This window comes from Acidobacteriota bacterium, from assembly GCA_003225175.1.
Taxonomy (GTDB): domain Bacteria; phylum Acidobacteriota; class Terriglobia; order Terriglobales; family Acidobacteriaceae; genus Gp1-AA112.
In genome coordinates, this window is the sequence record QIBA01000074.1 from 1 (window position 1) to 22157 (window position 22157).

Below are 22157 nucleotides of genomic sequence, written 5' to 3' on the forward strand. Positions count from 1 at the left end.
CAGGCGTCGTCCCGCGGCCGGGTGATCCAAAACATTGCCGTAATGGGAAAGATCATCTCCATGAGTCCGGCGTAATGATCGTGATTGACGTACGGACCGAAGATGGAGCCTCCCCAGCGTGGAATGACCGTCCAGTAGATGCGCTCGGGAGCGGTAAAGAACTGGATGATGCTGAACAGTGACAACACGAGGCTATAGATGGTGACCGCTTGTCCTAACTGCGACCATTGCCGCGTTCCACGGTAGCTAAATAAACTTCCCGATAAGGTAAACACCAGCAAATAGGCGGAGCATGCGAGCAGAGAGTCCCGAGTGGCGATGCGGTCTGCGGTTCGGCCGGTAAAGAGTTGCACTGCGGCGAACGCCGCAAACAGCAGCGCGGGAATGTAAATTGGGGTCCATAGCAGCACGATCCGCTGCTCGCTCACGCAGCCTGCTGCCCAGCAAAACAATGCTGCCACTATCAGGAAGATGATCGAGCCGAAGGCCCAGGGTTCAACCGCGCCGAAGGCCAGCGGCGCCAAGAAGAGAACAACCATCAAAATGAAGCGCGCTGCGTTGAACCAGATGGCCTCTGCGCTATAGGGCCCGCGGTCCGGCAGCGCAAGCGTCACTTGCGGTGAGCGCAACGGAATTGAGACCGTTCCAGTACTTCTCATGATCGGATCAAGCGACAGCTTCGTTTACGCGCTTGCTCTCACTGCTGTTAGCTCGTGATTCGTGCGGATTCCTCAGCGCGCATGGTAATGGCGCGCAACCAGAAATCGCCGCTGATCTCCATTGGGAACACCCGGCTGCGCGGGCGCCAAATGGATACTCTTATTAAGCGGGTTGACGGGCCAGTAATGAAGGTCAACTCTTCTTTATGCCAGGCGGTCGTGCCTATTGCTGGGGCGGTTGCGGCGTCCAGACACGTCTGACATTCAAGATCAACAACGCGCAATCTGGGGCCGCTGTCCGACGTGATTTCCTGCGAACGCATGTCTGCGCTCAAGATGTAGCTCTGGTTCGGGCGAACCGGCACAATCTGGTAAGCCGCTTCGTAATCAGAGTTTGTAGGAACAGGAAAGCTGACGTGCAAACAACGGCTTTCTTCGCATGCGGATCCAGCAGCCAACTGAACACTGAGAAATGGCTGTTCCTGCAAACGCCAGTCGAAGCCACCATTGAGCGGAGTTTGATGGAAATCTCCATTGAAAACCATGTTGTCAGCACGCGAGCTGTCCTGGACTGCTCCTACCCCCTTTAGATCGGACCAGGCGTGTTCCGCGTCGACGTAGTCCCCAATCTTCAGAAGGCGATCCACGTATGGAATCGCAGCAGCGGCCGGGAACGGATGACGTTCGGCGATGAGCTGCTTCCACATAGTGTCGGTTGGAAACTTAGGATGATAGGCCTTTACAAGGTCCAGATAGGTCAGTTCGCTCTTAGGATCGTCAAGCGTGTGAATTACTCGCTGCCATACCAGCAGTGGATCATTGAATCCCCGGTCCAGCACGAGAAAGCTTCTTGGCAATGCGAAAGAATCCAACTGAAGATACCGGGCAAAATCCTTCAGAGCTTGGTCGCTGCTGCCAATGCGCAAATCGAGGTTGGCTTTGTTCCATTCAAAGTCAGGGCGTTGTGGCGCAAGCCGCACCGCGCTGGCGAATGCGTGTACAGCGCAATCGAGATCACCTGCCAATTCGCAGCCATTTCCCAAATCGACCCAGTAAGCCGCTTGGTATGGATTGAGGACGGTGGCACGGCGAAGATGCCGTATTGCGGAGGAGCTATCATTCAGATTCCATTGATAAGCCAATCCAAGACGATCATGGATGGCAGCATTGTTTTCATCGAGTCGCAAACTCCACATCAAGTTCGAGATATCGTTCGAGCGCGCCAGCTCCTGCGCAATAACTACGCGAGCAGCCAGCAAAGTCAAAGACAGCCCGCCTGCAAGCACTAATAACAGAAATACAATGCGCGAAAATCGAGAATGCAGGGTCATGAGAACATTGATCGATGGACAGTAAGATAAGGACAGAGCTGCGAAGCTTGCGGTCTAAGGAGGCTAGGCGTGATACCCGGAATAATATGAGCCGTAGTATCCGTCATGGTGCATGTGTACCTTATTTAATGCGACGCCCAATAGGCGGGCATTGGCGCCATCGAGAATATTGCGAGCTCGACTTACAAACTTCTTGGGTGTAACTCCACTCTCGACGACCAGAATGACGCCATCCACGGCGCTTGCGAGGACCGTCGCATCGGTGACCGCAAGGAGCGGCGGAGAATCGATGATGATGTGCTTAAACCGTTGCCTGAGCTCGGCAAAAAGCGATTCCATCGCTTCCGAGCAAAGCAGCTCAGCCGGGTTGGGCGGGATGGGTCCCGACGGAATGAGCCACAGGTTGGGCTGCTCCCCGTACTGCTGAATGACGTCGTCGATGCTGTCGTGCCCAGTTAAATGTGTGCTCATGCCACGCTCGTTTTGTATTCCTAAGAGCCGGGCAAGGATTGGCTTGCGCAAGTCGCAGTCGAGCAGTACGACCGAACTGCCGCATTGCGCCAATGCCATGGCGAGATTCAATGCAGTGCTGCTCTTGCCTTCTCCTATTTTGGCACTGGTAATAAGAACGGTTTGGGGCGCACGAGAAGCTACAGACAATAGCACCGACGTGCGCAGCGCCCGATAAGCTTCTGACTGCTCGGAAGTGGTCTGCGCCGCCACATTCAGTAGTGCAGTTCCGTTCTCTCTTGCATTGATACTCCTGTTGGTTGCCAGAAGCCTTTCTGCCCGGGTAAGACGCTTCATCGGTATCAGGGCCAGCGCGCGCGTCGCGATCAGCATTTCCACTTCTTCAGGGCTCTTCAGCGAGTTGTCCAATGAATCCTGAATGAAGGCCAGCATGCTCCCGAAAATCATTCCGACAAGCAAACCGAGCACTATGTTAAGTCGCGTTCTCGGCCTCACTGGGATGATCGGCGCGAGCGCGGGATCCACAATGTGAATATTGGTCGAGCTTAAGCCGGCAATGACCGTAGCATCTTTAACACGTTGAAGCAGCCGCTGATAGAGCTGCTGATTAGCTTCGAAGTCTCCCTTTAATAAGTCATGCTCAATCAGCAAGCGGTTGAAATTCCCTGATTCTTTCTTTTGCTCGGCTAGAGTCGCGCCCAAGAGCTGTTCCCGGCGAGCGGCTGCAAAATACTCGTTCCGGATCCGCTGGGCTATTCTTCCGCGTTCCGCTGCGATCAACGCGCTCGCCTCTTTCACTTGTTTGTCGAGACGAAGTACCTTTGGATAGTTTGGTCCATACTGATTCAGCGCCTCAACATATTGGCCGCGAAGATTGGCATAATTCTCTTCCAGCTTTTGCATTACCTCATTGTTGGCTATGGCGGGTACCTGATCCGGATTTGCCTGTATCTGATTGTAGAGTGCTTCCTTTTGAATGCGGTCATTTTGCGATTGAGTGAAATTAGTGCTGATTTCGCCCAGCCGTTGCTGGACCACATTTTGCTTCTCTCCTATGCTGAGGATTGCGTTCTGACGTTCGTACTCGACGAGCGCGCGTTGTGACTTCTCGACCTTGGCTTTGAGCTCGTCGAGTTGCTCTTCCATTTTTCCGGCAGCCTGGCGCGTGGCGTCATACTTTTGGCGAAAATTACGGTCGCTATAGTTTTCCACTTGGGTATTGGCTATCCGAGCGGCTAGTTCAGGATCGCGACTCTCGAAACCGACGAGAACTACCCGGCTGCCCGGAACCAATTCAACACTGAGCTGCCTCTTAAATGTCTCGATTAGTTTCATTTTGTGGGCTTGTGCGTCGATAACTCGGCTCTCGTCAGCAAACATCCGGTTGTCGGCAAGCCCGAGCTGTTCAATCGTTCGCCAAGCCAGATTGTCGCTTTGCAAAACTTGGACCTGGGTGCGCAAGAAATCCTGGTCGGTCTGCAATTGCTGGTAGCGATCATTGAGCATTTGCGTTTGTGGGGTGTCCGCTTCAACTTCAATGCGCGCGGTGGCCTTGTAAATCGGCTTCATCTTTAGCGATGCCAGTGTGGCGGTGAGCGTAGCCAGAAATACTACGGCGAGGATGCTCCATCGGCGGCGAAGCAAGATGTTCCAGTAGAGGGCCAGCGATCCCGCTTCTGGGCCGGAGTTTGGAGCCGGATAATAGCGCGGAGAAATCGTTATAGGTTCTGGAGTAGCGTGTGGCGCAATCTCGTAATCGACGAGTTCCCTGCGCGTTGCGGGATCACTCTTCATCAGCGGATTCGTCATTCTGGTCCTCTCAATAGGGCCTATAGATTGCAACTCCAGTGGCAACCTGGATTGCCGCTTCGGCGCCTCGCGTTAGAGCCTTCTTGCCAGCACTTTCGGGAACAAAGAGGATATCGTCAGGTTGCAGAGGAACATCCGGGCTCTTGCCTGCAAAAATATTGCGCAAATTTACCGCAATCTGCATGCGGCCGTTGGGCACGGAGCTGTTCCGCCTTATGATCAGTGCATCGTTTCGCCTGGCAGTCGGCTTAAGATCCTCTGCCAGTGCAATGGCTTGCATGACTGAAAGTTTGTCGTGCTCGGTAGTAAGTTCAAATCCGCCTGACTTATGTACTGCTCCAACTACGTAAATAACATCGGCAGGGGGAACCGTTACCCAGTCCCCAGGACAAACATTCACGTTGAGTTTTGCATCTGGCGCTGACAGAAGAGTTCTCAGATTGAGGGTGGTTACCTCCTGCGTTACCGCGATCTCTGGCGAGGAGTTTTGCCCGCTTGCATTTTCAGTTTGACCGCAGGTAGATGATCGCGTGATTCTGACTGCCGGCCCAGCGTTATCGGCCAGGCCACCAGCCAGGGACAGCAGATCAAGAATCCTGGTAGGCCCCATCACCTCATAGATTTGAGGCTTCTTTACAGCCCCGGTGATCGCGATGGAGTGCAGTCGCGACTCCTTAACACTGATGGTGATACGCGGATCGGTCAGCGTACCCGATTGCTGCAACAAATCCCTTAATGTCAATGATAGAGCGTCGAGCGTATGACCCGCCGCGTCGATCGCCTTCGTGATAAGCGGGAAATTGAGCTGACCGCTAGTGCTTATTCGATACTGGCGCGATAACTCAGGTACGTCCACGATAAAGATATCGAGCAGATCGTCCGGACTGACTACATAATCTCTGGAACTCACACTCAGTCTGCTGGAAGAGTCCGGTGCATGTAACGTGCGCTCGTTGGAGGTTTGCGTGCGAGCCGTGTCAAGACAGCAAAACATTGCCGCCGCGATTACACAGGTAGACACCTTTGTTCGCACGTCAGTGAGCATGCGTTTGACCTCCATGGTTACTATGGGATTATCTAAGGAGTAGGTGTTATGACGCGAAGATCGGTCACGCCGCACAGCGATACATTGCAGGGCTCCGGCGCGCCTCGATCGAGAGATTAGTGGAGCACTGTTCTATATCGGCAGAATCAACTTCAATCGCGACCGATCGCTTGATAAGATCGATGGATAGAACTACTTTGGACTGATTTCTAGCCGCGATCAGGATACCTTCTAAGCCTGTTAACGGCCCGGCAATAATTCGTACTGATTGGCCGATCGTGAGGAATGGATGTGGCTCTGTCTTGAATTTATCCAAGGCAATTCTCAGATGGTCGATGTCGCTAACGGGTAGAGCTACAGGACAGGCATTTCCAGCGCAGATGAAAGAAACCACTCCTGACACTTTGAGAACTTCAAGACGTCGACTAAGAGGTATTCGAGTAAACAGATAGCCGGGAAACAGAGGCAATTCAATTTGCACTCTCAAGCCGTTGTTCCAACGTTTCTCCTGTTTGTAGAGCGGAAGAAAGAACTCGATTGAATGCTGTTGCAGTTGAACAGCCACTTTCTTTTCATGACGCGCACGCGTATACACTGCGTACCAACTCTCAGCCGATCCAACTGCTGATCCTAACATTGAGCGAGGTCCCCCGCTTCAGAGACGTATAGCTTCGCCGTCTCGCTTAGAATCGTCCCTTCCACAGAACCACGGAAGAGTTCTCAAAGCGCACTTAAGAGCTGGATAACCGCAACATTAACCTTTGATTTTGTTTCTGCATCCAGAGTTGTCTCTGGTGTTTGCGCCAAAATCTGCCACGTCATCTTGGGCGGGCTCTGTAGTGCTTCATCGAAGGGTTGTCGCTGGATCCGGAAGTTTGTGACATCACTATCGCCTCTCATCAGAAATTCCGCTTGAGAAAAGCTTAACGTTGCACAATAACCGTTGCACTGGCGCAATGTGACGCTGCTCGCTCGGGAGAGCCGCTGCCTACTGATCGCCGCACGCACTGGACGTCGGCTACACGGAAACAACGCGCCTGCCGCGATTGAGTCTCGAACGTACCAATCAATTTTCAAGCGGTACAGCGCGAGATAATAGACGGCTTGCTTCAAAACTGCTGCTCGATTCCCAGTTATCTGGCCGGCAAAGAAAATTGAAATCTGATGTTGTATTGATTGTTGCGACTTCGGACCAATTCGATTGGTAGGGCGAGTCCCTGCGCGACTAGAATGCAGCGGATAAATTCCGGTCAAAGCCGTCAAATGAGCGCCAGCTCGGACCAGCTCAGAAGTCTGCGACAAGCTCGCGGTTGCGCTGAATGTAGATCATGCGGCCTGGGTCCGCTTATCGCGTCGCGGTAAATGCTGTTCCAACCATTCGCGCGCAAGTCGCGCTACTTCCTCGAGTGCTCCGGGTTCCTCGAACAAATGACTTGTGCCGGGAAGGATTTCGAGCTTCTTCTCGCAACGCAGTTGCGACATTGCTCTCCGGTTCAGTTCCAAAACAGTATGATCTTCACTGCCGACGACGAGAAGAGTAGGTGCGTGAACACCGCCAAGGGCAGATCCAGCCAGATCAGGACGGCCACCTCGCGAGACTACTGCTCCGATCTCCTCCGGTATCTTGCTCGCGCTGATCAAGGCAGCTGCCGCTCCGGTGCTTGCTCCGAAGTATCCGATCCCGAGGCTCTCCAAATGACGTTGCTTGCTAGCCCAGTGAGTAGCGTGCAGTAAGCGGTTCGCCAGCAGCTCAATGTCAAATCGCAGTTGGGCAGTCCTGAGGTCGACTTCCTCTTCATCTGCAGTGAGCAAGTCGAGAAGCAATGTACCGATCCCCGCCTGCTGCAGTACGCTCGCTACATACTGATTACGCGGACTATGTCGGCTGCTGCCGCTTCCGTGAGCGAAGAGAACAATGCCGCCAGCGTTCGCGGGGACGTGCAGATCGCCTTGCAAGACGGCGTCACCGGCAACAATCTGCACTGGCAAGGCCTGAGTAGTGTCCATATAGGATTAACCCTCGTAAGCGGAATCAAATGATTACATCGGTGTCCTCGAGCACAAACGTGACCTTCATCACTACCTTATATGCTGCGATCTTATTGTTCTGAACCTGCACTTCCTGTTCCTTAACCCACGCGCTCCGAATCTCGCGAAGGGTTTTGGAAGCCCGGCTGATACCTTGTGCAACCGCATCCTCAAGACTTTAGTCGGATGTGGAACTGATCTCGACTACGCGCGCTACCGACATAGCTTCAAACTCGTGCAACGAATTGCCGGAAATCCAACGTACCGCCACACTTCCGACATGCGGTTGCGATGCCCTCATTTTCGAGCAGAGATGTCTCGAAGTGATCAAGGCCTTAGTTGGCGCTTTAGACATTGCTGAGCTCCGATTAAGCTACACCCCAGCTGTACGGCTGAGACTCATGCTGTTCGCATTTGAAGTCTTCGAAAAGTAAATGCAGGTAAACCTCCCAAATGCGCACAACCGACAGCAAGCGATAGGAAGCCTCGAAGCAGTGCCACAAAGCATTCGCGCACTATTAAATGCAAACGGATTTGACCCGATCAACGTTCCCGGCCCGCAGGACTGGTTGGCCAATCATCCTGAGCCGGGACAAACATTTCAACAATTCCTAGATTCACATCCAAACCGCCCAGAGCAAATTCGGCGCACTATTTATCTGCAACCTTTGGAACGGTTCTCTGCGCCTGGGCCATCCTTGCGTGACCTCAAGAAGTGGACGGAAGCCTTCTTCGCCATGCCAGTTCACGTTCGGGAGGAAATCGATTACAGAACGGCTGGGATCACAAGCCGTATCAATTCGTCTTCGGGAAAGCGCCAACTTCTAACCGCAGATATCTTGCACCTGTTATCGACTCAACTTCCCGGCGATGCATATTGCTTGCTCGGAATTACGATGCAAGATCTATATCCTGATCCATCCTGGAACTTTGTCTTTGGAGAAGCTTCATTGCGAGATCGTGTCGGAGTCTATAGTTTCGCCCGCTATGATCCGCTCTTCTATGGTGAAGACTCATCGGATCGGGGGCAACTAATACTTCGGAGAAGCTGCAAGGTGTTGGCACATGAGACGGGACACATGTTCGGAATTGCCCACTGCATCTACTTCCGGTGCATCATGAACGGCTCGAATCATCTCGCCGAAAGCGATGCACGTCCACCGCATCTGTGTCCCGTGGATCTGAGAAAGCTTTATTGGAGTATCAGCTTCGATCCGATATCCCGATATGCCCATCTTCGCGAATTTTGCCGAGAGGTTGGTTTTAACGATGAGGCGCAATGGATCGATACGCAGCTCACGCGAGTGCCACAAAGCTGAAACGTCAAGAGTGCCCGCTGAATAGCAATGCCATATCGCATCGCTCAACCCTCTTGCTGTTCCTTGCAGAGAGCAAAGTGCGCCGAGCGTAAATACTGAGATTGGCAGCGCAAACAAGTACTCCGGCAAGTGTAAGAACTACTGGCGAAATGTCTGGATAAACAATCTTGTCCAAGTAGTGCAACAAAAAGCTACCCTGGTATGGTTCAACTCCAGCCTTGGCCTCCAGGAGATTCTCAAAGTAGGTCAGTGGACACGTCCAAGGGAACAGTTCAATCAGAATTCCCCAAATCAGCGAAGCAATGTGCAATCTTCTCAAAAGAGGATGCGAACGCGTCAAGAGAGCGCCAAAGCTCATCCACGCGATGAAGACAGCGTGAAGAAACAACACTACGTCTGCCAGTTCAATATAGATCCCGGAGCTATTGGCAGTCATCAAGGCCCTTCAGTGACAGCGCTGACAATCGTCTGGATTGAACCAGAGCTCATTAGATCAGCGCGAGATAGGACTGGTGCAGGGAAACAGATGGCCTATGCAGCCGATTCCTGCCGGAGTACTCTGGAAAGGCCAGGAGAAAATGTGCTCTCAAAGAGACGCACGCGATACTTTTTCTCAGAACTCACAAGGAAGTCTTCGAATACGTTCCAAGAGATCGGACCGGGCATTCCGTAACGTGCTTCAATTCGCTTGGCAGCGAGATGATGGCGAACGAAAATCGCGAAGTCGCGCGGATAGCTTTCAGGATCTACACCTAGAAATTCCCCTCGTTTCGTAGCCTGATCGAGCAAGTATCTCCACTTCGAGATGGGAACAACACCAGCAGATTCGACGCCGTGCGAAAACAACGAAAGATAGATGTCATTGAACGCACTCCGGCTTTGGAGATAACTGCTCAGCGCATCGGCCGAACGCTGTGTGTTGAAGACCATCCAAAAAGGGACAGAGCCCGTGCGCAAGGTCCACCACGGTTCCATGAGGATGAAAGAACTTACGAGCAGTCGACTTGCCGGCAGCCCACGTTGGGCATACCACCAGCGATAGAAATCTGCGACCACAGGACTTAGGTCCTCAGGTTGATTGAACAACATTCGAATTACACGCCAGCCTCGTTGACGTGCCAGCAGTTCAATCTCTTCGCGCCAGGCCGATTCAAAGCCCCACTCCGCCTCTGGAGCTTCTGTGTCGGTTGGGGGCCAATCCCAGTGCGTACGCGTAGACCCCTGTGAGCGCAAAAGATGTTCAACTTGAGGTCCTCCGTGCTCGTATTCACCGGGTTCAAGTCCACCCAACGCGCCATGCTGAAAGAAGTATCGCCGGTTCACTGCAGTCACTGGCCACTTAAGATCACATTCCATCAGCAGAATCGCGCTTCCCGGTTTGAGACTATTGACCAAGAATTCTTTGTACCCTGCGGGGAGACTACGGAATTTAACTCGGAAATATCCCATAGTCTGAATCATGAGCCGATCCTGGTTGGCATCGTGCATATGATGAAGCTGCAGTTCCGGATTGCGCCGCAACAGTGTCTCTCCTAAAGGGAGAAAGTGCTCCATCGCTTTGCCTGGATCATCCGGGTCAAGTGCTTCGTGCCGAATTGGAATAAGAAAGGTCTGCGGAAGCCACGGAATGCCCAGCGCGGCAAAGAGATGTATGGCAGCACCGTTCGAAGAGCCGATTGCAACCATCGGATATTCACGTCTTGGGTAATGGTCTGCCGCCCAGCTCGACATCTGCTGAGCGTTGATCTGCTCCATCTGCTTCGGACGGATCGCCTCAATCCAGCCCCCAAAGATGTATACCTTTTCCTGCAGCCATCGAGGAAGGCGGTTTACCAGAACGTAGGCGGGTATGGTAATGGGCTGCGTTCCCAGCATGGGAAAGTCCCTGTCTTTTAGGAATAGGCTCAAAGCACGCAACATCGCGGTTGCCGAATCGAAGTCCGCGATGTACTTACCGGGGTTCACGCGGCTTTCTCCTGGTGCTGCTCCAGGGAGCGACTTACCTCAATAAGGAAGGGCTTCATTACGCGCACAAGTTCAAGCGGAGAGCTGAAGTTAACCGTGTGAAATGCTCCCGGTATAACGACCAATTTTCCTTTCGGGAGGAGCCGAGTTGCCTCTTCGGCCCAGCGTTGCGGGACTATCGGATCACAGGAGCCGCGCACGACTAGCGAGGGCACGCGAATGTGGGGCAGCTTGCGTTCAATGTGGTCGTCGAGAGAATTTGCGAATGTGCGCAGAACGCGTGGGATGCCGCAGTCCCAATAATCGCGATAAGAGACAATTTTGTGGCTGAATGGCTCGCCTGGATTATTCCGCTGCCATCGGCGGACCTGTTCACGAGCCGTGTGTCCTTTAGGATCAGTCGTAGGTCCGATATGGACGGTGCAGGAAAGCAACTCCGGATAGCGCACGGCAAAGTCGGCGACGATCTGGCAGCCAAAGGAGTTTCCCACCAAAGCGGCGCCGGCGATATTCCTTGCACGCATCCATGCGGCCATCCAGTCGGCCAACTGCCGCACTTGCAGAGTGCGGCGTGGTTTGTCGCTAAGACCAAAACCAGGGAGATCGGGAGCGTAGTTGCGGAACCAGGGAGCGAGTAAGACCGAAGTTGGAACCCAGTAGCGACTAGTGATACCGATTCCGTGGACAAGCACAACCGGAAGTGACTCGTATCGAGCGGGGCTGGTTGATACGCGGGCGTGCATGCGGAAATCGCCCACTCGCGTCCACTGGCTCTCTATCCATCCGGTCTTTACCTGCCGTTGCGTCCAGGTGCGCTCGATCCATAGAGTGTCTTTTGGCATCTATGCCACCATGCGATCGATGACCTTCCGCAGGCCCCGCGGCCTGCGGCGCAACCACCAGGTCATCGTTCCTATCACGGAAGCAACCGCTGCGGCAGCGAGGAGCAAAGGCGTCCTACTGGGTTTTTCACGCGCTTGCCATCCACCGCCGATTGAGTTGAACTCGGGCATCGGAGTAAAGAGGTTCCCTTCGCTCGGTTCGGCGGGCTTGTCGAGAAAGTGTTCTTTTTCCACCTTGCGCGCCGCTACTTTCTCCACGAGTCCTGGCGCAAGCGAATGCGCAACCGAAGCCACGCGCCCACTCATTCCGGAATGCATCTCGCGTCGCGGATGTTCAGCAAGTTTGATCAGATCCCGCGCGACCATACGAGCGTCATAAACCGGCGACATCGGTTTGGCGACTTTTCCTGTGTAATTCGCTCCCTGCTGATAGAGCGGAGTATCGATCGCAGCCGGCAGGAGAGTGCAAACGTCAATGCGCGTGTCCCTCAGCTCCTGACGGAGACATTCTCCAAGCCCTCGGATGGCGAACTTCGTCATTACGTAATAGCTGGCGAACGGCTCTCCCATTTTTGCAACCTGTGAAGCCACATTGATGAGCACACCAGAGTTCTGTTCCCGGAAATAGGGGATCACTGCACGCGCTCCGTGGATATAACCGAAAAGATTGACGTCGATTACCCGCCGCGCAGCTTGCAATGGCGTCTCTTCAAAGCGTCCAAATACAGTTACGGCAGCGTTGTTGACCCAGAGATCAATCCGGCCGAAGGCCTCGATCGCACGGCGCGCCAACTCTCGAACAGCATTTTCATCGCTGACGTCACTGGGAATAACATCAGCCCGGATCCCTAACCGCCGGCACTCTTCCGCCACTTCACGCAGCGCGGCTTCGCGACGGGCGGCCAGAACGACAGTAGTCCCGCGCTCTGCAAGCTCCAGTGCGGTTGCGCGTCCAATCCCGCTCGAAGCGCCGGTGATAACAGCAACGGATTCTTCTAGTTTTTTGAGCAGCACACATCTCCTCCTACACTATCGATCATGCAGCTTTGGTTAGTCGCGATTCCAGACGTAGTAGGTTCCCGCGTCGCTCTCTGGGTTCTCGTAACTCTGAATGTGCAGCCAGATATGCATGAAGCAAACTCCCGTGATAAATGCTTTGGATCGACTTAACCTTCTTCCACACGTTTCTTGCTTACGGCGCGAGTGAAATCCCAAACGTGGTGTAAGTAATCGGAAACCGTCACTGACGCGAGCATGCCCGCAATCGCGCGGGTGAGGCGCGGACGAAACAGCATGCCACCTATCAAGGTCGTTGCCACCCAAGGTCCCGAACACCAGGGGCATGTAATGAGGTCGCCGATTGCTTTTCGCACGCCCGATCCACGACTCTCGTCGCTCTGCTCACCTGCTCCGAGACTTCGCACGTAGCGCGTGAAAGGCGCTCGTAGTGGGCTCGTCACCCAGTCTTTGGTGATGATGCGCGTCAGCTTGTGTGTCGCAATTCCCAACAGCAGGATATCTTTGACGTTGATCTCCTGCGGTAGCTTATTTGCTTTCGCTGCTGAGATCAGCAGGGCTGAGGTGCCCCCAACGTAAGCCGCAATGAGCGCTGCGTATCCGCCGAGTGGCCATGGTTCTTTTGTGTAATCAGTCCATATTCCCAGACTGGGAGCGGACGGTTCCGGCAAAGGTTGGATTGGTACAGCACCCATATTTGCCTCCTGACGCGGTGGAGTACTTCATCAAAAGAATCGCGAAATGCAAGCCGAGATGTCCCGCGATCAGCGCAGATTTCCTGGTGAATTCGGCTCTTCAAACCGCAAATGGATAAGTTTCTGGTGTCTCACCCGCTTCCCACGTGCTCGTTCGCTCCAACGGAATCAGCGCTTTGGTTCTGTCGATGTGGATGACCGCATCGAACTGCTCTGGAAGGCGACCCCTGAAGTAATGGCTCATACGCTCAGTTTCGGGAAGATAGATCACACCAATTGCACGCTCCAGGTGCGGACCTCGCAATGCTTGAGCCAGATCGGAATCCCACAGCGAAAGCACGAATGCAGGAATGCGCGTCTGGTGGAACAATGATTCGTAGCTTCCTTCCAGTGCCATGCGGACCCGCTTTCGTTCCGCCTGAGCTTCCCATCGCGAGGCTGCCGTCACTTCTCCAGAATGTGTAGTGAATCCAAGCAGGAAGACGTTATTGTTCCATCGCTCGCGTGCCAATTGACCGAGGTTCACCTCGCCTTGAACAGCCATGCCTGTCGCCCGGGCATCGCCTAGATGCGAATTGTGCGCCCAGACCACTGTCTTCCCTTTCGGTCGATTTGCGCGCAACCAGGCAAGCGTCTCCGCCATGTGCCTGTCGCGCACATTCCACGATTCGGCCCCCCCTGCAAACATCGCGCGATAGTAGCGTTCGGCGTTCTGCACGAGACGTGCGTTCTGCTCTGCAGAGAGATAGTCCTCCGGCTCAGCACGCCCATTTCGGGAAGCCAGATCAGCGCTGCGGCGGCGTAGCTCGACTAATTGCCCAATTACCTCATTCTGGCAATCCTTGGATAAACCGAATGCCGCAGCGTAACCATATGCCTGTGTGTCCTCTCCAAAATGATCGAAGCAGCCGTATCGATATCGCGCCCTCTGTGCCGCTTCGGGATCCACCCTGTCCAGATAAGAAAGCACGGCATGAATTGAGGAGTGCATGCTGTAAAGATCGAGACCGTAGAATCCGACCCGGTCCTCTCGTTTTGGAATCCTATCGTTGAATCCTCGAAGCCAATCGACGAATGCGAGCACGTCGGTGTTGCGCCACATCCAGGCAGGAAATCGCGTGAACTCACCTAGACAGTCATAAGCATTGGCATCTTCGCCGATCCCGCGCACAAACTGGTGTACGCGATGCGCGTGTGGCCAATCACCTTCAATCGCAAGTGCTCGGAATCCTTTCTCTTGAATAAGACGCCGCGTTATAAGCGCCCGCTCGCGATAGAAGTCGTGCGTTCCATGCGACGCTTCTCCGATCAGCACCAGATCGCGATCTCCGATCCACTGAAGCAGTGGATCATAATCAGCGGGACTGAAGGTGATTGGTATTGCAATCCGATTGATCTCGCCGAGAATGCTCGCGGACAGCATGCCTTCCTCTAAGCGGCCCTCCACGAACTTCTGCCTCGAGCTTGTGACAGCAGTGTGCGGACTTCCTCATCGCTAGTTTGCTGAAAATCGCGATAGAACATTCCCACTGCAAAGAATGGCTGCGGCGTGGTGGCGCAGATGATCTCGTCAACTTCAGCGCGGAATTCATTGCATGTCGATTGCGAGGCAACGGGTACCGCTACGATCACCTTTCGCGCTCGGGGTCGGAGGGCACGCGCAGCAGCACGCATGCTCGCTCCTGTTGCCAGGCCATCGTCGATCAAAATTGCGGTTCGGCCTTCAACCTCCATGGGAGGATGTCCGTCGCGATACTCGCGCTCGCGACGTTCGATTTCCAGCTTTTCACGTTTGGCTACGGTTTCAATTTCAGCGTCAGAGATACTAAGCTCATCGACGACCGATCGGTTCACAACAACTGTCCCGCCACTAGCGATTGCCCCCATTGCCAACTCTTCGTGTCCTGGAACTCCGAGTTTCCGCACGATAAAAATGTCGAGTGGAAGGTCCAGGTAGTGAGCCACCTCATAAGCGACTGGTACGCCGCCACGCGGCAGTGCCAATATAACTACATCAGGCCGGTCCCGAAATGATTCGAGGGCCGTCGCCAATACCCGGCCTGCTTCTCTGCGATCCTGAAATAACACAGTCAGAAGATCCTGTTTGTGCGATGCAGTTGTGAGGATGCAATCTCTCGTTAAGCGGATGTCATCACTGGTTGCCAACCGCGCCGATATGGCCGGAGCTGTTGAGAGGTAACCCAGGTTGACGGAAGTTGGCAGATCCCCGAGAGTCTGATGGGTTCTCGGTTCTTAAGAGTCCTTCTGGGGATGTCCTCCGGCTTTTTCCTCTTCACTGCGACCCGGAGATCTCTTGCCAGACGCGCATCGGCTGTCTCGCGGATTCAGTGTCACAGCCACATCTTTGTTCAGTACTGGCGGAAAATCGTGGATTTACAACCAAGCACAGAGGTCATTCTCGGATACTTTGTTGCGATCGGGCGCGCTATGCGGCTGCCGGTCCTGGCACGTGGCCCAACCTTTGGCCTGAATTTGAGATCCCTACGAGCTTACTCGGTCTCAGGATCCACATGATCTGATCGATGCCTTGCGCGGAGGCATCAATGGTCGTAAGCGCAACGGGAACGTCATCGCGCGAGACTAGGACGGCTGCCTGTCCATTTGTCTCAACCCAGGCAAGCGTCACGCCGTTCCAGAAATGTGCAGCAGTGGCAATGAACTTCGCCACGCGCTCGCGACCGGAAACTGGAACTCGCGCCGCGCGCACGATCCCACCGCCATCCGAGGTAGAGATAACATCCTCAGCGAAGAGGGCTTCTAGAGCGGCCATGTCCGATCCAGCCAGGCTTGGTCCGGGAACGACATGAGACCATGAAAGCTAACTCACGCCATGCAGTCAGAGCGCGCATAGAGCAGGCGGCGAGTACCTCTTGATTAAGGAAAATTCAATTGCGCCATTGAGCGTTACCCCTTCCGGCGCAATGAAGAACGCAGCGCAAGTGTCTGAAGTAAGCCGACAAACGAGGCGCATTTCATTTTGAAAACGAATATGTGAACTTCACTGCGAACCGGTGCTCCATCAGTTGGATGGGATTGGCGGCAGCGAGCGAGGCGAAGCGTTGGCCCGCAGTATAGATGACGTACAGATCGCTATCAGGTCGGTAGTTCCAGCGCAAGCGGAGGTTGGCGCTGGCTGCTTGCGTGTTCGCGGTGTCCATCTGCAGCACGGTCGAGAGAAACAGGAAGCGAGAGAATGCGTAGTTCGTCTGGATGCTGCCGAACACGACGGAAAAATTTCCCTGCGGCAAGCGGAAGCGATTCCACTGCTCGCTGAAGTCAAGAGACAGGTGTTCACTCGCTCGGTATGACCATCTCGCGCGCGCTTCATTCAGATGTCCGTTGTAGTAGGTGCCGAAGCGTTCGAACAGGCGCCAAGTGAATTTCCGGTCTTGACGTGAGCCATACGTAAGCTGATGTCGCGCCCATCTGTACATGCCGACCGGGATCACGACATTCTTGTAAATGTTGAATGGCGTGCTGATCCGCTGAGCAAACACGTCGAAGATATCGTCATCGGTGTACGCGCCGTTATGAAAATTCGCGCGGAATGTCGTTTGCCATTCCTGCGTTTGCAAGACGCCGGACAGATCAGGCGCGTGAAAGATGAAGCCCTCAAACTGCAACTCTCGAATTCCCTTCAATTTCGGTCGCGGTTTCAACGTTAGATCAGAGAAGTCGCACATACAATTGTTGCGCTCGATGAAACCAACCTCAGGGTTGAAGTTCTGCCCGATGCGGCGGCGTTCGGCGACGAAATCTACGAAATCCGTGCGATAGCTCACCGAGCCGCCTGCATCGTTCTGCCCGCCACTCAGCCCTGGCGAGCGTGTCAGGACTCCAAAGCCGGTCAGTACCAAGTCTTTGTGAACGACGAATCGAGCGTCCAATCCGCCGGTTTGGTTGTGCGGATCAGCCGGATTACCGGAACGCTTGTCCACATACATCGCACCGACGTAGGACTCGCCAAAGAGCGAGCGCTTGACCCGGCCTACGCCGTAGTTCGCCTCAGGATTTGGACCCTCGGCACGTGTGCTGATGTCAAGCAGACCGAGATCGAAACCGGCCAGCTTCCCCGTGATTTTTCCGCCGCCATTAACCCGGACTTCTTGTCCCGTAATAGGATCAATGCCGATTTGTCGGCTGAAGAAGAGGCGGTCGGCTTCGCCTCCGAGTGGAAATTCGAACACTCCCGCATTTTCAAGAAAGAATTGCCGTTTTTCCGGAAAGAAGAGTTTGTAGGGCGTGAGATTGAACTGAACGATGTCTACATCGGCATCGGCAAAGTCAGTGTTGGCGGTGAGGTTCGCAACAAGATTCGAACGAATACCAATTTTTGCATCCACGCCACCCGTATGTTGAATGGATGTGCCCGGTTCCAACCCGCTGCCAATCGCGGCTGGTGGCAAGTGCCGGAAGCCGCCGAGCACGTATGGCTTGATGATCAGCAGCCGCCCGCCGCTGATGTCGGCAATGCCTTGTAGCACACCGGCCTGGCTGACTTTGGTGATTCCAAACGCGCGCCGCCATGCAGACCATAGGTCTTCCTCATTATTCCAACGAATAAAGCGCTTGAAATTCAGACCCCAGACAAGGTCGCTAGAAGAGATAATGTTCAGAGTCGAAAACGGAATTGCCACCGTTGCCGTCCAGCCGAAATCCGTCCGCCTTGCAGCGGAGGTCCAAATCCCGTCCCATGACGCGCCGTAGTCCTCCTCCCCGCCTCCGCTCTCTTCAATAATGAGACCGTCACGTTGCGTGCCCAGTGGATTGATCTGAAACGCATAACCGTTTCGGTGATCGTGCGCGGAATCGATGACAATTTCAAAGTGGTCGTCGAAACCTTGACTGACATCGCGGCGAAGCTCGGTCGCCAGTACGTGTCCCGGTTCTGACTCGAAGCAGGTGATTCCGAAGAAAACGTCTCGGCGAGTGTAGAGGATACGGATTTCCGTCCGTTCGGTTGCAGGCTCTCCCTCATTTGGTTCCCGCTGATGAAAGTCGGTGATTGGCTTGGCGGTAAGCCATACCGGGTCATTCAGGCTGCCGTCGAGTTTGGGTTCATGATCGGTTCTTGTGGCGTACGCAACAGGTTGCACGCTCTGTTGGGCGAAGGAGCTCCCTACAACCGACAGCAATACTCCAAGCACCAGGAGGGCAAATTTTCTCGTCTGAGCTGACAATGCTTATAAGGGTAAAGCTCGCCGTATTCACTTCGTTCCCGGCGTACGTCTCATGCGCGTCATGATAAGAGAACGCAAGTCGGCGAAGCACCTGCAAGCTATTCCTCCCGAGGAATAACTTCAAGGCCGCCACTCTGTCCTACTGTTGTGGCTTTGCTGAGTTGGTCTTATCGAGCGCCGGGTTCTATAAAAGGCGATGTCAAGAGCAAACACTTCTCCTGATCAGATCTGAGAGTAGTGCCCGGCATCGAGCCCTGGTGGGGATCTGTATGCTGTCGGTTTGGGCCTGGGTAGAGACTTCGAGGATTCCCGTTCTGGTGCTGCGGCTGCACAGATCAGCGCCATAGGAGCTTTTAGCGAGGTCATTCTCGGGTACTTTGAACGACCGACTAAGGCCTATAAACAGATTCCGATCCGTGAACAGGTCGAGGTGCTCTCCCTTTCAGGACAAGCACTGTGATGAGTGCGGTTATGGAACTGGCAAAAAAGCGTTCTTGGAGCAGTTATGGAACGTTGAGAGAAGGAAGTTAGCATATCTACGATTTTCTGATGGGGTCCGGACACGCTATGAATAGAGCCCGCTAGCTGGCAGCAGCTGAGCTTGTTTCGGCGGAAATGCCGAGCGGCAAGGAATTCAGAACAGGGGCGCGTCATTTCAGGCCTATTGCTAAGGGATGCTTTGGCTGGTACAGACCAATTGCGCCGCCACCCGGAAGCCGCAGTTTCGTAATCGAGCCCCATCGTGCTTCCTGAACGTCAGAACACTTAACATGTTTCTTGGCAAGGGAAGCGATCTCCGCTTTCAGATCGTCGCAAATGAAATAAAGTTCGTGGGTGCCGTTCTCATCGCACGGATGGAATGCTGCTTCTGCTGGTGGTAAGGCAAAGACCAGCCAGCCATGACCCGCGTCCACGGATTTGAACCCCAGTATGTCGCGGAAGAATGCACGGTCTGCCTCGGCGTTCTTAGTGTAGACAACTATATGAGCGGCTGAAATCATTTTGTCCCTCTGCTAGTGCCGACCCTTTGGGCCGTCACGATTGCGCGCAGGAGCGTAACCCCAGCAGCGGATGATGGGCTAACCGGAACTTATCCATCAAAGAATCGCAACTTCCGGATTTGCCAACGATACGCCCACCACCACCTTCATCTCCGCAGCACGGTCGTTCCCGGCACGGCCGAGCAACACATTGCGATTCGGGGTTCCGCGCTGAGAATTGTTTGGAAATTAATCTTGCGACATCCTCGATTGGCCTCAGAATCGCAGTATGGAGCGCGCTTACGATACGCTCATCCTTTCCGATGTTCATCTTGGATCGGAGATTAGCCGCGCCAGCGATGCGCTGGAGTTGCTCAAGTCGACGACGTTTCGGCGGCTGGTTCTGCTCGGCGACATCTTCAATGACTTGAACTTCCGCCGGCTAAAGAAAGAACATTGGCAGTTTCTTTCCTATATCCGGAAGCTGTCGAATCCGAAGCGAGACGTGGAAGTAGTGTGGGTTGAAGGCAACCACGATCTAGGGCTTTCGGACCTCATGTCGCATCTGGTGGGAATCCCCGTGTATCAGCAGTACTTGTGGGAATACCAGGGACATCGCTACCTGGCGATTCATGGACATCAGTTCGATCGCTTCGTGATCAACAACTTCATCCTCAGCCGAATTGGCGAAGCCTTATTCCTCTGGATTCAAAAGCTCGATTTCGGAAAAAGGATCATCTCGCGCTATCTCGATCGCCTGAATACGCGTTGGCTGCGGCTTTCCGGTAAAGTCGCCTCGGGTGCGCTGGCTTATGCCGCACAACATCGCGCGGAATACATCTTTTGTGGGCACACGCATGTTGCTCTGAAAGCCGAAAGCAACGGTGTGCGCTATTACAACTGCGGATCTTGGACCGACGATGCGCGATGCAGCTACATCACCATCGATCGCGAAGGCGCTGAAATTAGAAGTTTCGTTCTGGGAAGGCTGCCGGCCGTGACGCAAGAATTGGATAATGCCGAGGTGCCGGCGCACGCAGTCTAGGGCAGACACGAGACTCAGTCCCTCACCAATTGCGCTTGCGTCATTGTGTTGGGCACGTTCTCAGCGGGAATGAACCGCGCCAGAAGATCGACGGCTTCGAATACAGCGACGTTCCTTCGAGCAGCTACATTCGCGCGCAAAGACTCTAGTCTTCCGTCGTCGAGCAAATCTCGCACGGCGGCCTGGATCTCGGAAAAACTCTTCAGCACTACCCCAACTTCGTTTTCCTGAACCCACTCGGCGTTGTAGCGCTCCTGCGGCATGGTGCTTCCGTTGCGCGTGACGATCACCGGCAGATTGAAATGCAGCGCTTCGCTGATGCTTCCCGGCCCCGGCTTCCCAATGAAGAAATCCGATAGCGCCATGTAGTAATCCACCCTGTTGGTGAAGCCTTCGATGAAAATAGGCTTGGCCGCAGCGATCTGGCGGATATTGTTTGCCAGGGATTCATTGCGTCCACAAATCATGATCATCTGCAGCGGAGTTTTCGCTTGCTGCAGCGATTCGGCTATGCCTAGCATCGAGGGCGAACCATGACCTCCGAAAAGAACCAGGGCAGTGGGCAAGCTTGGGTGCAATCCCAATCTTTGCCGCTCGACGTCCCGATCGAGGCGAACTGTATCGTAAAAGCGAGGGGCCAAGACCATTCCCGAAACGAGAAAACATTGTTCTGGTCGTGCCCCAATACAAAGCGCTTGCTCCACAGCCCGCTGTGTACCGCAAATGACGTATTCGGATTCGCGTTCCACCCAAAAATGCGGAGGGTAGTCGGCGAAGTCGGTCATGAGCGTTACGAAGGGAGCGTTGGGGATGGCCTGATGAACGCTCTCACCGAGCGCGCGATTGAAATTCGGGATCACGGACAAAACCAGGTCAGCTTTGTTTTGCTGCCAATACCTCTCCAGTGCGCGCACGATGGGACGATGCCACATTCGGATTGCGCTGTGCAGCAATACGAGCAACTGCGGAGTCAAGCGTGTCCAGCCCTTGCGCAGGATCAGGTTGTACCCATCCTGCAGCCGAATGTGCGCAACCTTCTGCAGAGGATCGATAGCATCAAGCAGTTCTTGCAAATTCAGGAGTTCGACCTGCCACGGGCGCTGCTGCCGCTCGATGACACTCTTCAGAGCATTGGCTGCGTTGCGATGTCCACCACCGGCATCAAAGAATACGATCGTCAACTTGCGCATCAATCCTCTCAACCCTCCGCCTTTACTCAGGTTTTATCTGGGGATTGTTAAAGCGATGTGAAAGAGTACCTGACTGATTAAGCGACAAGTTGATCCACGAGGCTCTCCGCCTTTCACTCACAATTCATTGTTTCGACATCGGCGAGTAACACATGCTCATTAGCTTTGCTGAGAAATCGTCATGCCCATTGCAGGCACGCTTCCAGCGTTGCATGCGCTGATTTTTCGTCGATCACTCAACAAAGGAGCAAATTTGTGTCGAGTAAATGGCCCTCTATCGTACCCTTGCTAAAGACGGTTGTCAGTCTTGCGGTCTCTGCATCTCTGCTGACATCGGGCAGCTACGCCACCGATAAGGACAAAGACGACAGCAACTTCAGAACGCCTATCAAGCACATTGTGGTGATCTTCCAGGAAAACGTTTCATTCGATCACTACTTCGCGACATATCCGCGCGCCACGAACCCCGGCCATGAGCCGTTGTTCAAGGCGAAAGATGGCACACCGTCGGTGAATGGGTTGACCCGATTGTGAAGTTGGTGCGACAAGCCGTTTCTCGA

General features: G+C 54.1%; 20 protein-coding genes and 3 pseudogenes. 4 read left to right on the plus strand and 19 right to left on the minus strand.

Features of this window, described 5'->3' with window-relative positions; translation table 11 throughout:
* The 8 genes and pseudogenes from DMG62_21365 to DMG62_21400 form a co-directional block, all read right to left on the minus strand.
* A partial coding sequence (locus tag DMG62_21365; protein ID PYY20876.1) for a hypothetical protein occupies window positions 1–659 on the minus strand: 659 nt, incomplete at its 3' end.
* Between the two features lie 47 nt (window positions 660–706).
* On the minus strand, window positions 707–1990 hold the full coding sequence (locus DMG62_21370) for a hypothetical protein (GenBank protein ID PYY20877.1): 1284 nt from the start codon (window positions 1988–1990) through the stop codon (window positions 707–709).
* Window positions 1991–2053: 63 nt separating this feature from the next.
* Entirely contained in the window at window positions 2054–4270 is a 2217-nt protein-coding gene (locus DMG62_21375; GenBank protein ID PYY20878.1) for a hypothetical protein, read from the minus strand.
* Window positions 4271–4280: 10 nt separating this feature from the next.
* Window positions 4281–5330 carry a hypothetical protein gene (locus DMG62_21380; protein PYY20879.1) on the minus strand — a complete coding sequence of 350 codons (1050 nt, stop codon included), beginning with the start codon at window positions 5328–5330 and terminating at the stop codon, window positions 4281–4283.
* A 49-nt stretch (window positions 5331–5379) separates the two neighbouring features.
* On the minus strand, window positions 5380–5952 hold the full coding sequence (locus tag DMG62_21385) for a NusG-like protein (GenBank protein PYY20880.1): 573 nt from the start codon (window positions 5950–5952) through the stop codon (window positions 5380–5382).
* 83 nt (window positions 5953–6035) lie between these two features.
* A complete protein-coding gene (locus tag DMG62_21390) occupies window positions 6036–6617 on the minus strand; it encodes a hypothetical protein (GenBank protein PYY20881.1) in 582 nt (193 codons plus the stop codon).
* 24 nt (window positions 6618–6641) lie between these two features.
* A complete protein-coding gene (locus tag DMG62_21395) occupies window positions 6642–7322 on the minus strand; it encodes a hydrolase (protein PYY20882.1) in 681 nt (226 codons plus the stop codon).
* A gap of 25 nt (window positions 7323–7347) precedes the next feature.
* Window positions 7348–7566, minus strand: a pseudogene (locus tag DMG62_21400) (dodecin domain-containing protein).
* Between the two features lie 211 nt (window positions 7567–7777).
* Here DMG62_21400 and DMG62_21405 point away from each other — a divergent pair.
* Window positions 7778–8662, plus strand: coding sequence for a hypothetical protein (locus DMG62_21405; GenBank protein PYY20883.1), 885 nt, complete (start codon window positions 7778–7780; stop codon window positions 8660–8662).
* Window positions 8663–8666: 4 nt separating this feature from the next.
* On the opposite strand, the gene DMG62_21410 is transcribed toward DMG62_21405, so the two are convergent.
* From DMG62_21410 to DMG62_21450, 9 genes and pseudogenes are all read right to left on the minus strand, one after another.
* Window positions 8667–9098 (minus strand): DUF2784 domain-containing protein, encoded by a 432-nt coding sequence (locus tag DMG62_21410; protein ID PYY20884.1) that lies wholly within the window; start codon window positions 9096–9098, stop codon window positions 8667–8669.
* Window positions 9099–9259: 161 nt separating this feature from the next.
* Window positions 9260–10582: pseudogene (locus tag DMG62_21415) on the minus strand (hypothetical protein).
* A 41-nt stretch (window positions 10583–10623) separates the two neighbouring features.
* Entirely contained in the window at window positions 10624–11370 is a 747-nt protein-coding gene (locus DMG62_21420) for an alpha/beta hydrolase (protein ID PYY20893.1), read from the minus strand.
* Window positions 11371–11469: 99 nt separating this feature from the next.
* Window positions 11470–12483 (minus strand): short chain dehydrogenase, encoded by a 1014-nt coding sequence (locus DMG62_21425; GenBank protein PYY20885.1) that lies wholly within the window; start codon window positions 12481–12483, stop codon window positions 11470–11472.
* 152 nt (window positions 12484–12635) lie between these two features.
* Window positions 12636–13181, minus strand: a complete 546-nt coding sequence (locus DMG62_21430; protein ID PYY20886.1) for a hypothetical protein — start codon at window positions 13179–13181, stop codon at window positions 12636–12638.
* A gap of 100 nt (window positions 13182–13281) precedes the next feature.
* A complete protein-coding gene (locus DMG62_21435; protein ID PYY20887.1) occupies window positions 13282–14604 on the minus strand; it encodes an erythromycin esterase in 1323 nt (440 codons plus the stop codon).
* Between the two features lie 8 nt (window positions 14605–14612).
* The gene (locus DMG62_21440) at window positions 14613–15275 is read right to left on the minus strand and encodes a phosphoribosyl transferase (GenBank protein PYY20894.1); all 663 of its coding nucleotides are present in this window, start codon (window positions 15273–15275) and stop codon (window positions 14613–14615) included.
* Between the two features lie 352 nt (window positions 15276–15627).
* A pseudogene (locus tag DMG62_21445) lies at window positions 15628–15981 on the minus strand (RNA polymerase subunit sigma-24).
* 193 nt (window positions 15982–16174) lie between these two features.
* Window positions 16175–18382: a hypothetical protein gene (locus tag DMG62_21450; protein ID PYY20888.1), complete on the minus strand. Its 2208-nt coding sequence runs from the start codon at window positions 18380–18382 to the stop codon at window positions 16175–16177.
* Window positions 18383–18662: 280 nt separating this feature from the next.
* Between DMG62_21450 and DMG62_21455 the strand changes: the two genes are divergently transcribed.
* Complete coding sequence (locus DMG62_21455) at window positions 18663–18842, plus strand: hypothetical protein (GenBank protein ID PYY20889.1); 180 nt, start codon at window positions 18663–18665, stop codon at window positions 18840–18842.
* Between the two features lie 190 nt (window positions 18843–19032).
* Here the strand turns inward: DMG62_21455 and DMG62_21460 are convergent, their stop codons facing one another.
* Entirely contained in the window at window positions 19033–19383 is a 351-nt protein-coding gene (locus tag DMG62_21460; GenBank protein PYY20890.1) for an extradiol dioxygenase, read from the minus strand.
* Between the two features lie 268 nt (window positions 19384–19651).
* Between DMG62_21460 and DMG62_21465 the strand changes: the two genes are divergently transcribed.
* Window positions 19652–20407, plus strand: coding sequence for a UDP-2,3-diacylglucosamine diphosphatase (locus DMG62_21465; GenBank protein PYY20891.1), 756 nt, complete (start codon window positions 19652–19654; stop codon window positions 20405–20407).
* A 14-nt stretch (window positions 20408–20421) separates the two neighbouring features.
* Here the strand turns inward: DMG62_21465 and DMG62_21470 are convergent, their stop codons facing one another.
* Complete coding sequence (locus tag DMG62_21470) at window positions 20422–21597, minus strand: galactosyldiacylglycerol synthase (protein ID PYY20892.1); 1176 nt, start codon at window positions 21595–21597, stop codon at window positions 20422–20424.
* A gap of 276 nt (window positions 21598–21873) precedes the next feature.
* Between DMG62_21470 and DMG62_21475 the strand changes: the two genes are divergently transcribed.
* Window positions 21874–22131, plus strand: a complete 258-nt coding sequence (locus DMG62_21475; GenBank protein ID PYY20895.1) for a hypothetical protein — start codon at window positions 21874–21876, stop codon at window positions 22129–22131.
* Window positions 22132–22157: the final 26 nt, after the last annotated feature.